Source organism: Phytopseudomonas dryadis (assembly GCF_004327355.1).
GTDB classification, from domain to species: domain Bacteria; phylum Pseudomonadota; class Gammaproteobacteria; order Pseudomonadales; family Pseudomonadaceae; genus Aquipseudomonas; species Aquipseudomonas dryadis.
In genome coordinates this window covers 177,973-187,836 of the sequence record NZ_QJUM01000008.1, presented here as the reverse complement: position 1 = coordinate 187,836, position 9,864 = coordinate 177,973, and the positions used below count along the sequence as shown (strand labels likewise).

General features: G+C 60.6%; 8 protein-coding genes and 1 other RNA gene. All 9 read right to left on the bottom strand.

Going from position 1 to position 9,864, the window contains the following annotated elements:
* Window positions 1–60: 60 nt before the first annotated feature.
* The 9 genes from DNK34_RS09185 to DNK34_RS09145 all read right to left on the bottom strand — a co-directional run bounded on the left by DNK34_RS09185 (window position 61) and on the right by DNK34_RS09145 (window position 9,591).
* Window positions 61–540 carry a hypothetical protein gene (locus DNK34_RS09185; RefSeq protein ID WP_131175361.1) on the bottom strand — a complete coding sequence of 160 codons (480 nt, stop codon included), beginning with the start codon at window positions 538–540 and terminating at the stop codon, window positions 61–63.
* A gap of 577 nt (window positions 541–1,117) precedes the next feature.
* Window positions 1,118–1,687: a helix-turn-helix domain-containing protein gene (locus tag DNK34_RS09180; protein ID WP_242675322.1), complete on the bottom strand. Its 570-nt coding sequence runs from the start codon at window positions 1,685–1,687 to the stop codon at window positions 1,118–1,120.
* A complete protein-coding gene (locus DNK34_RS09175; RefSeq protein WP_131175362.1) occupies window positions 1,680–1,919 on the bottom strand; it encodes a helix-turn-helix transcriptional regulator in 240 nt (79 codons plus the stop codon). The genes DNK34_RS09180 and DNK34_RS09175 overlap by 8 nt, the downstream gene beginning before the upstream one ends.
* Before the next feature lie 459 nt (window positions 1,920–2,378).
* Window positions 2,379–3,584 (bottom strand): tyrosine-type recombinase/integrase, encoded by a 1,206-nt coding sequence (locus DNK34_RS09170; protein ID WP_131175363.1) that lies wholly within the window; start codon window positions 3,582–3,584, stop codon window positions 2,379–2,381.
* A 173-nt stretch (window positions 3,585–3,757) separates the two neighbouring features.
* Window positions 3,758–4,145, bottom strand: a transfer-messenger RNA (tmRNA) gene (gene ssrA / locus DNK34_RS09165).
* Between the two features lie 125 nt (window positions 4,146–4,270).
* Window positions 4,271–4,546, bottom strand: a complete 276-nt coding sequence (locus DNK34_RS09160; protein ID WP_131175364.1) for a hypothetical protein — start codon at window positions 4,544–4,546, stop codon at window positions 4,271–4,273.
* A 284-nt stretch (window positions 4,547–4,830) separates the two neighbouring features.
* Window positions 4,831–6,543, bottom strand: coding sequence for a D-lactate dehydrogenase (dld, locus tag DNK34_RS09155; protein WP_131175365.1), 1,713 nt, complete (start codon window positions 6,541–6,543; stop codon window positions 4,831–4,833).
* 3 nt (window positions 6,544–6,546) lie between these two features.
* The gene (gene lldD, locus DNK34_RS09150; protein ID WP_131175366.1) at window positions 6,547–7,686 is read right to left on the bottom strand and encodes an FMN-dependent L-lactate dehydrogenase LldD; all 1,140 of its coding nucleotides are present in this window, start codon (window positions 7,684–7,686) and stop codon (window positions 6,547–6,549) included.
* Between the two features lie 219 nt (window positions 7,687–7,905).
* Complete coding sequence (locus DNK34_RS09145) at window positions 7,906–9,591, bottom strand: lactate permease LctP family transporter (RefSeq protein WP_131175367.1); 1,686 nt, start codon at window positions 9,589–9,591, stop codon at window positions 7,906–7,908.
* Window positions 9,592–9,864 lie beyond the last annotated feature (273 nt).

Below are 9,864 nucleotides of genomic sequence, written 5' to 3'. Positions count from 1 at the left end.
AACGCTTCGACTTCAAATGTCCGATCGAAATGATGAGTGAGGTGATGCAAAAGGCCATGGCTATGCGGCACGATGCGCCCACTTCAATTCAATAACCGTGTTGCACTCAGCTACTGCAACCGCCGAGGTTATAAGGTCGACCAGTCGCGCGTCTGAAGGTTTTTGTACCTCAAGGTGTTTGGGGTCAAAGTCTTCTACTTCAAATTTCTCAAATAGGGAGGACCAATGTTTTTTTCGGCCTATTTTTTCGCGATATTTAAATTTTTCAGATAGAAAAGAGACGTCTTCAAGGAAGTCAGACGCATACTCATCAAAAGCATCTTCGTCGTCACCGAGATTTAAAAAGCAGGGGCGTATGCCGGATGAAAATATGGCAACTGCTTCATCATAATCATAAGCAGAGTCTTCTTTGGAGAGAGGCCGGCACAAAACGTAAGTTTGTTTTTTGTTTAGTTCTGCAAAACTTTCAATCGCCTCTCTTATACCTGCTTTTTCAATAAGCTCTTGGGCCTCAGGGGCATAGAAGCAATAACCGGACATGTTGCTCAACTCCCAAATATCTATTCTTTGGCCTGGTTTATAGCTCGGAGGGCTACGTTGCTAGGCGACTTCAGGCTAGGTTAGCAGGTTCCCAGAGATCTAAACACGCATCGAGATGTCTTAGAAAGCCAGAAGAAACGATATCGGCATTCGATTTTGGCGCAGCATCTGCCGCCCGACGCTTGGGCCTCGTGGGTTTCGAAAATACGATCCTTGTGGGAAGAAAGGAGGGGGATTCAGGATGCCGCTGGATGCGATACCCGGACGCCACTGGGCTAGTGGCCGGCGATACGATGCCGGGGACGATGAAGGAAAGCGCTTCTGTAATGCAAAAAAGCTTCAGATGGGGGCGGGCGGGGCTCGTCGAATCGAGTTTACGGTAGCTGTCCGTAACCCAATACGGCTTCGGCGCTTTCACTCAGGTGGCTATGTCGCCTCCAGAGCTTCTTTTTTATTTTCTCTTTCTTTTTAGCGACTCAGCCTGAGCTGGATTCCAACGCGAAGTAGCTCTAGGTGAGCTACTTCGTGATCAATCACAGCTCAGACGGATACGTATCACTCTGAGCTGTGCATAACCTCATTGCGAATTTTTGAGGTGCCTGCGCAGGGTCTCTCGGATACCGGGAGGCAACCGATCGAGGTCGATTTGCAGTGATGAGCTATCGACTTGGGCGTTTCCACCGGCCAGGTTGATTTGTATGTTCAGGCGCTCAATGTTCAGTATCTGCGTACTTGCAAGATCGCCAGCGATCACGGCTTTTTTGAGCTCGGTAACGGTGTGCTGTGCACGGCTTGGCACGTAGTCCCAGGTTGCTACTGTATGAGGTAGGCCGGCCTCAGTGACCTGAACCTTTTCGCGTAGAGTGTAGTGATTGGATCGGCCGGATTTTGTTTTCGTGATGAGGCCTGCCGTTTCGAGAACCCCCAGTGCCCGTTTGACCTGAGCCAGGCTGACGCCAGACTGCTCAGAGATCCGTTCGATGCCCGGATGCGCCATGCCGGAGTAGTAATTGGCGTGTGCCTTAATGACGGCATAAACCGTAAACGCATGGGGCCCAATTCGGGCGACGTCGCCCTGATCAATCATTGCCCTGAAAACATGGAACCACTGGGTCTGCGCGCGCAGTGGGGCTGATACGTTAGTCATTGTTATGCCCCCCGCGGAGCTGTACGCGCGGCCGGCTCAGGATCCAGGCAGATATCTCCGTGCTGAGCCAGCCAACCGATCTGCTGCTGCCTAGATCATATGGAGCAGGGAATTTTCCCGCTGCTATGTCGCGATAGATCGTGGATCTCTTTTTCCCGACAGCGAGTTCAACCTCGGGCAGGCGAAGGAAGCGCGGTTCCTCTGGGCTGGGTGCAATAGTTTGTGCTGACATTTAACTGGTGCTCAGGCGGTGGCGTTGCAGCGGTCCTCAAGTACTGCAATACGCATATGTGTTGGGAGTGGCGCTCGGATTTTCCTACTGCAAAGCAGGGATGTTTGTCGGGCCTCGTGTTACGGGCCTCCGAGATTTATTGCCGGCTTCAGCTGTGCGCATGACAGCTGAAGCTGTGTCTTTGGCGTGGGGGAGAGGAAAGACCCTGCTGGTACGGAATAGGAGTCCATACGTTTCTTTAGCAGCCTTGTTGCAGGCGAGCAGGCGCAAAAGGCCTGCGAGATGCTGGCGATACCCCGATGAGGCGGCCAGAAAGTCCATTTGCTAACAGCGGATGGACTTCGGATTCTTAACGCCGTAACCGGGGCAGCGTGACGATCCCATGGCGTCCTATGAACGTCCTAGGGATGCCTGATTTTTACCAAGCGGGAATCGGTATTGCAAGCCCAGGCAGTGAGCTCAGGCCTTGATCGCATCTAGGTAATCTGACCAGCGCTGCATCATGTCGCGTCGCTCTGGCAGAAATGACGTTCGGTCGTAGGCCCGTCCCAACGGATTTTTTACCGTGTGAGCAAGCTGATGCTCCAGGAGGTCGGGGCGAAATCCCAGCACCTCAGCACCTATGGTTCTCGCTGTTGCACGAAAGCCGTGCCCAGTCATTTCGTCGCCGCTGATGTCCATGCGGCGTAACGCGCTGAGAACGGCATTGTTGGACATCGGTCGGTCGCCTCCTCGGGCCGAGGGGAAGGTATACCGATGCCTGCCGGTGAGCGGTTTCAGTTCGCGTAGAACAGCGACTGCTTGTTGGCTGAGGGGAACCAGGTGATCTGGGCGATCCTGTTTGGTAGCAGTTAGCCCTTTCATCTTGTGACCAGGAATCAACCACTCGCCAGCATCCAGATTGACCTCCGACCATTCCATATGTCGAAGGTCTCCGGGCCGGCAGAATAGCAACGGGGCCAGTTTTAAGGCACAACAGACAGGCATTGTTCCGCTGTAGCTATCTAGTGCTTTAAGCAGTGCGCCGAGTTTTTCAGGATCGGTCACGGCAGCAAAATGTTTCACCCGCTTGGCTGGGAGCGTACGTGAGAGATTGCCAATCTGGTTGGGTGGGGTGATACCGGCAGCTTCGGCGAACTCGAAAATCTGTTTGTAGATTTGGGCTACACGACGTGCCGTCTCGCGAGCACCGCGCTTGATGATGCGCTGGAGGTTTTCGACAAGCATGGGCGTGCTGATGCTGCTGACTGGTAGCTTTCCCAGCCAGGGGTAGGCATTGAGCTCTAGGCGCTGCCGTACAGTGCGGGTGTACTCCGGATCCCAGGATGACTCGCGAATAGTGAGCCATTGCTTAGCGACCGATTCAAAGGTGTGCTGGTGATCAAGCTGGCTGACCACCTTGGCCATGCGTCTTTGCAGCGAAGGGTCTTGGCCACCTGCAAGCTGGACACGAGCATCGTCACGTTTGCGCCGGGCCTCCTGCAAGCCGACCTCTGGATAAACACCAAGCGCCAGGCGTTTTTCCTTTCCCAGAAAACGGTACTTCAAGCGCCAGTAACGGCCTCCGTTGGGCTGCACTTCCAGGTACAAGCCCTGTTCGTCATACAGGCGGTACGGCTTGTCCTGGGGCTTGGCGTTGCGGCAGTTGGTGTCTTTCAGGGGCATGGGGGGCACATCCTCTCCGAGCGAGCTGATGAGCGTTTTATGCCCCCATATATGCCCCCGTCAACCGTGGGATGCCCTGGGATTAGGTGGGAAAACGCGGGCAAGAAAAAAGCCGTAAAGCTTTGATTTCTCTAGGCTTTACGGCTTTTTTTGGTCTTCCTGGGAAGACAAAATGGTGGAGCCGGGGGGATTTGAACCCCCGTCCGCCAGTTCTCCACTGTCGGTTCTACATGCTTAGCCGTGTCTACTGAGTTAACCCTTGGCCGCCCGACGGGCAGGGTGCTTTGGGCGAGTTGTGTAAGTTTTAGCCGCTTCGTCCACAACGTACTACGCGGCGATTCTGTTCTATATGACAATCATTTCGGGTTTACAGACATCCCCTAATGATTGCTGGAGCCGAAGCTACCAGAAGTGCGACTAGGCTGCTTACGCAGCTAGTTGGGCACCGTAATTGTCATCATTGGCAATTATAGAGTTTTGCAACAGTTTATTTACGAGTTCTGTTACCAACTCGGCATGCCCCTCGAGTTTTGCCACCGGCGTCGAATCCTAATCGGCCCCAAAACTGTCGCGGTACAACTGAGACGCGAGTGTACGGCAAAGGTTCCTCGGCGTCGACCGGCATCGGTTGTCGCTGCGAACGCAGCCAGCGCTGTGGCTGGCTTTGTTCGTGGCGCGCAGCTGGTTTAGCTGCCGGCTGCTTTGCCGTCGTTGCCCGGTGCTTCGAGCAGTTGCAGAGCCCGTGCCGCGTGGGTGCCGCAGGTCTCCAGGTCGCCCGCGCTGCGGGCTTGCTCGGCTTGCGCCTTGGCTTCTTCGACCTGGGCCTTGAGGGGCTCGCCGATAGAGGGCTGGGTGGTCAAGCTGTCGTTGAGTTTCTGCAGGTTGACGGTGCACAGGTCATCGGCGGCGAATGCAGGGGCGGCGAGCACGGCGGCAATGACGAACATGGATAGGTGCTTCATCTGATAATCCTCTCATCATGAATAGTTTTCCGGCTCTGCCCCTCGGAATAAGGGGTAAGGCGACCGGAAGCGAACCAACCCAATTCATTCGGGCTTAAAAAAACTGACTTCCGCTGGTTTGCACCGGTTCAGTGTTTTTCTCCCGCGCCGCTGCGCCCGGCCTTAGGCAGGGCGTCTTCTCCGGGCTCGCTCGGCATTGGATCATCCGGGCGCCGATCCGATCCTCCGGCTTGCTGCGGCCATGGCTGCAGGCGCGGACGGCTGCTTCCCGGCGGGCGGCCTGTTCAGTGGCCGCCGCAGCAGTCGCCCCAGTGCTTCTTCTTCGAGGTATGGCCGATGCCGGGGTTGAAGGCGTTGGTGGGGTCCAGCTCGCGGTAGAAGCTGGCCAGGGTCGGCTTGGCGATATAGAGGTGGCCGACGTTGTGCTCGGCCGGGTACTCGGCGCGGCGCGCATCGAGCAGCGCCCACATGCGGTGCTCCATATCCAGCGGGTCGACGCCCTTGCGGACGATGTAGTCCTGATGGAACACGTGGCAGAAGAAGTGCCCGTAGTAGAGTTTGTGGATGATCTGGCCTTCCATCTCGCTCGGCAGTGTCTCGACCCAGTCGCGATCGTTGCGGCGCAGGGCGATGTCCAGTGCGACGATGTCTTCCACGCTGTCACGATGGGCCTCGCGGTAGCGGATCGCGGCACCGGCGATGGCGAAGCGGTGGAGGAAGGCCTTGCGCCCTTCCTCGGCATCGCACTCGAAGAAGGCACCACTGTCACGGCTGCCGAAGTACTCGGTGAGAAAGGCGCGGGTCGCCTCCAGGGTGTCGTTGGAGACGCGTACCAGCAGGTGGTGTTCGTAGCGGTCGCGGTACTCGCGCATGCGCGGCGGCAGGTGGCTGGGCAGCAGGTTCATCACGGCCTGGATCACCCGGTCGGTGACGCCGCGCAGGCCGAAACGCTCGAAGAAGCCATCGACGCGGCTCTTCAGGGCGAAGGCGGCGGGCACCCTGGCAGTGCCGAACCTGTCGATGACCAGAAAGGTGTCCTTGCCGTATTTTTCGCCGATGTCGAAGGCGGTGCGGTGGATGTATTCGCCGGCGATGGGCAGGCGCGGCAGGTGGGTGAGCAGGTGTCGGCGCACTTCGGTGAGGTCGTGCGGGTCGTTGCTGCCGATGTAGAACACCGAGCTGGGCTCTTTGGGGTAGGTGTCCAGGCGCACGGCGAACAGACACAGTTTGCCGGCCGAGCCGGAGGCCTCGAACAGGCGCGAGGGGTCGGCATTGAAGCGTGCCGGGGTGTTGGCGTCGACCTCGCGCACATGCTCGCCATAGCGCGCATCCGAGGCTTTGCCGGCGCCGTCGTTAGCCACCTGCTGCGGGCTGTAGTCGCCTTTCTGCAGGCGGGTGAGGATTTCCTCGGGGCTGTCGCCCAGCTCGATTCCCAGGTGGTTGACCAGTGCCAGCGTGCCGTCTTCCTGCACTTGTGCATACAGCGCCAGCTCGGTGTAGGCCGGGCCGCGCCGTACCAGGGCGCCGCCGGAGTTGTTGCACACGCCGCCGAGCACCGAGGCGCCGATGCACGAGGAGCCGATCACCGAGTGCGGTTCGCGGCCCAGGGGCGCCAGCACCTGTTCCAGGAGGTCGAGGGTGGCGCCGGGCAGGCAGACCACCTGCTGGCCGTCGTTGATCAGTTGCACGCCGGTGATGCGCAGGGTGCTGATCAGTACGATCTCGCGGTCGTAGTCGTCGCCGTCGGGGGTGGAGCCGCCGGTCAGGCCGGTATTGGCCGCCTGCATGATGACGATGCGGTCGGCCGCCACCGCCGCCTGCAGCACCTGCCATTGCTCCAGCAGAGTGGCGGGCCGCACCACGGCCAGCACGCGGCCGTCGCCGGTGCGGTGGCCCTTGCGAAAGCGCCGGGTGCTCTGTTCGTCGGTGAGTACGTGCTCGGCGCCCACCACCTCGTGCAGTTTCGCCAGCAGGGCGTCGCGGCTGATAGCGGTCATGGCTCAGAGCTCCTTGACCAGCGAGTCGGCGCTGATTTCGGCGATGGACTTGGCGCCGGTCAGCACCATGGCCACGCGCATTTCTTTCTCGATCAGGTCGAGCAGATTGCTCACGCCTGCGCCACCGGCGGCGGCCAGGGCGTAGACGAAGGCGCGGCCGAGCATCACCGTGTCGGCGCCCAGGGCGATCATGCGCACCACGTCCAGGCCGTTGCGGATGCCGGAGTCGGCGAGGATTTTCAGGTCGCCCTTGACCGCGTCGGCGATGGCCGGCAGGGCGCGGGCACTGGACAGCACGCCATCGAGCTGGCGGCCGCCGTGGTTGGACACGACGATGCCGTCGGCGCCGAATTTCACGGCGTCGCGGGCATCTTCCGGATCGAGGATGCCCTTGATCACCATGGGGCCGTCCCAGAACTCGCGAATCCACTCCAGATCCTTCCAGGAGATCGACGGGTCGAAGTTGGCGCCGAGCCAGCCGATGTAGTCGGCCAGGCCGGTGGGGTTGCCGCGGTAGGTGGAGATGTTGCCCAGGTCATGGGGGCGGCCCAGCAGGCCGACATCCCAGGCCCACGATGGGTGGGTGAAGGCCTGCAGCATGCGTCGCATGGGTGCGTTGGCGCCACTCATGCCGGAGTGGGCGTCACGGTAGCGGGCGCCGGGCGTGGGCATGTCGACGGTGAACACCAAGGTGGTCACGCCGGCGGCCTTGGCACGCTCCAGGGCGTTCTTCATGAAGCCGCGATCCTTCAGCACGTAGAGCTGGAACCACATCGGCCGCTTGATCGCCGGGGCCACTTCCTCGATGGGGCACACCGAGACGGTGGACAGGGTGAAGGGGATACCCTTGGCATCGGCCGCCTTGGCCGCCTGTACTTCACCACGGCGCGCGTACATGCCGGTCAGGCCGACCGGGGCGAGGGCCACCGGCATCGCCAGTGTCTCGTTGAACAGCGTGGTCTCCAGGCTCAGCTCGGACATGTTCTTCAGGACGCGCTGGCGCAGGGCGATGCTGGCCAGGTCCTCGACGTTGCGCTTGAGCGTGTACTCGGCGTAGGCACCGCCGTCGATGTAATGGAACAGGAACGGCGGCAGGCGGCGTTGTGCCGCGGCGCGGTAATCGGTAGAGGCAGAAATGATCATGGGCTGGGCTCCATTGGCAGGAGGTGATGAGCCGGCGTGGGCGTGCCCGCCAGAAACGTGCTGCGGCAACGCACGAACCCCGGCACGGGGCCAGGGACGCGTGGCACTGCAGACGTTTCATCAGCATAGGACGCCTGCTGCTGAATCGGTTCGCTCATCATAGTGTCGGTTCTGGCGTGTGACCCGGCCGGGCGGCCAGGCCGGGTCGTTTGCCGTGTCTCAGTGCACCAGCATGCCGGTCAGCCAATAGGCTTGAGCCAGGGTGATCAGGCCGACGAAGGTGGCAAAGATCAGGCTGTGCTTGAGGGTAAAGCGGAACAGGTCGGACTCGCGACCCACCATCCCGGTAGCGGCGCAGGCCACGGCGATGGACTGTGGCGAGATCATCTTGCCGGTCACGCCACCGCTGGTGTTGGCCGCCACCAGCAGGGTGTCGTTGACGCCGATCTGGTGCGCGGTGGTGGCCTGCAGCGAGCCGAACAGGGCGTTGGACGAGGTGTCCGAACCGGTCAGGAACACGCCCAGCCAGCCGAGGAACGGCGAGAAGAACGGGAACGCCACGCCGGTGCCGGCCAATACCAGGGCCATGGTGGTGGACATGCCCGAGTAGTTGGTGACGAAGGCGAATGCCAGCACCATGCCGATGGACAGGATCGGCCAGCGCAGTTCGTAGAAGGTTTCCTTGAGAGTGGTAAGACCAATTTTTGCATTGATCTTCAGTACCAGCATCGACAGCAGCGCCGAGAAGAAGATCGCCGTGCCGGTGGCCGAGATCGGGTCGAGCTTGAACACCGCGGCGATCGGCGTCGGGTTGGCGACGATCGGCGCGACCTTGATCACCAGTTGATCCAGGTAGGGAATGGCCAGCATGAACACCAGGCTGTCCAGCGCGCCGCCCGGGGCGAACAGGGCCTTGAAGGGTTTCAGGGTCCAGATGGTGACCATGGCGGTGAGGATCAGGAACGGCGACCAGGCCTTGAGGATCTGCGCCAGGCTGTAGGGCGATGGCGTGGTGCTGCGCACGCCGCCGAAGCCGCCGGCCACTGCCGCACCGCCGCTGACGCCGGCGATCTGGCTGTCGGCGGCACGCTTGGGTTGCCAGACCTTGAGGAACAGGGTCAGGCACACCAGGCTGACTAGGGCCGAGGTGATGTCCGGCAGTTCCGGGCCGATGTAGTTGGAGGTGTAGTACTGGGTGATGGCGAAGCTGACGCCCGCTACCAGGGCGGCCGGCCAGGTTTCCTTGATGCCTTTCCAGCCATCCATCATCGCCACCAGCCAGAACGGCACGATGACCGACAGGATCGGCAACTGCCGACCGGCCATGGCGCCGATCTTGAACGCGTCGATGCCGGTGACCTGGCCGGCGACGATGATCGGGATGCCGAGGGCGCCGAACGCCACCGGTGCGGTGTTGGCGATCAGGCACAGGCCGGCGGCGTACAGCGGATTGAAGCCCAGGCCGACGAGCAGGGCGGCGGTGATGGCCACCGGGGCGCCGAAGCCGGCGGCACCTTCGAGGAAGGCGCCGAAGGAGAAGCCGATCAGCAATACCTGCAGGCGCTGGTCATCGGTGATCGACAGCACCGAGCTGCGGATGATCTCGAACTGGCCGCTCTTGACCGTCAGTTTGTAGAGGAACACCGCCGCCACGATGATCCAGGCGATCGGCCACAGGCCATAGGCGAAACCATAGCCGGCTGCGGCCAGGGCCATGTCCACCGGCATGCCGAAGGCGGCGATGGCGATGACGATCGACAGCGCCAGGGTGATGCTGCCGGCAACGTGCCCCTTCATGCGGAACACCGCCAGGGCGAGAAAGAAGAACACGATCGGGATGACGGCGACCAGTGCGGACAGGCCAAGGCTGCCGAGCGGGGCGTAGAGCTGTTGCCATGTTTGCATGTGAAGGGCTCGCGGGTTGTTGTTGGTTTCGCCGAGCGCTGGCCACGGTGTGCGGCGAGGATGCTGGGGCTGCGGCTGCTTGAACATTAATTGGTAATACCAATTTACAATCAAGGCTGCCCAGAATAGGAGCTTCGCTTGTGATGCGTCAATTTGCGCTTCTACTACTTTGGTCGCAGGGTCGTTGTTCGGAGCCGTGCTTGTGGCGGCGGGCGGCGCTGGTTAGGCTGCTTGAATTGCGCGATGGCACGACGGATCCGCGAAGCGAAAGGG